The organism is Chloroherpetonaceae bacterium (assembly GCA_025056565.1).
Classification (GTDB): Bacteria; Bacteroidota; Chlorobiia; order Chlorobiales; family Thermochlorobacteraceae; genus Thermochlorobacter.
Map to the genome: position 1 here is coordinate 1 of JANWWA010000052.1, position 758 is coordinate 758.

Annotated in this window: 2 protein-coding genes; both read left to right on the forward strand. The window is 38.7% G+C overall.

The genetic code is table 11. From position 1 onward, the window contains the following. The coding region (locus NZM05_12625; GenBank protein ID MCS7014459.1) for a hypothetical protein at nucleotides 1-281 on the forward strand (281 nt) is incomplete at its 5' end. 64 nt (nucleotides 282-345) lie between these two features. Continuing rightward, the gene (locus NZM05_12630; GenBank protein MCS7014460.1) at nucleotides 346-528 is read left to right on the forward strand and encodes a hypothetical protein; all 183 of its coding nucleotides are present in this window, start codon (nucleotides 346-348) and stop codon (nucleotides 526-528) included. Nucleotides 529-758 lie beyond the last annotated feature (230 nt).

Here is a 758-nt window from a genome sequence, read left to right on the forward strand (position 1 = left end):
GGGAGTTTCTTGATGAGTTTGAGGAGGATATAGAGAAGACGGGTGCTTTAGATACTATAATGGGTAGTAGCAGATTAAAAGCAGCGTATCAGACTGTAAAAAAGAGTCTAGATCGTTTGTATGATGATATGGTGCGTTTTGGTGCTGAGGTAGAGAATCTTCAGGCAAAGACGGGAGCGATGACGTCGGATGTGATGCAGAGATACCAACGTGGTAAGCGTGCGATGCAGTCAGCGCTTCTTAATTATCGTTCTAAGCGTGCCCGTTCTAGAGGAGACTGATGAGGATTATTAATTATTTTTTATCCCAACCCTTCTTTTGGAGAAAACTAAAATTAACATGACTGTGTCATACAAATTAGTTCTTGAGAGAAGAGGATTTTGGGATAATCTTTATGCTAAGCGGAGACGGTTAGGCAAAAAAACGCTTGGGGTATTAGGTAGCGGGGAAGGTAGGTCATTTTCTTCAAAGAAAGAACTTGATGCGCTGATTGATAACATTACTCGTTCAAGTAAGAAGAAAGATTAATGTTGAAGTGTTGTTAAGAATGTTTTTTTATAAACCACTAATCAAGATGTATTATCTTACCTATGCTCACCAAACGATATATTGATGAAGCGTTTTTAGTAAAACGCAGCAATGTCAAGGTAGAAGGGGTAGATGAGCGTGGTAAAAAACGCATTTCAGTCTTTGGCGAGCATCAAGCGGAAGATATTGTTAATAAAAATTATCGAACATATACTAAAGAGCTTTGGGAT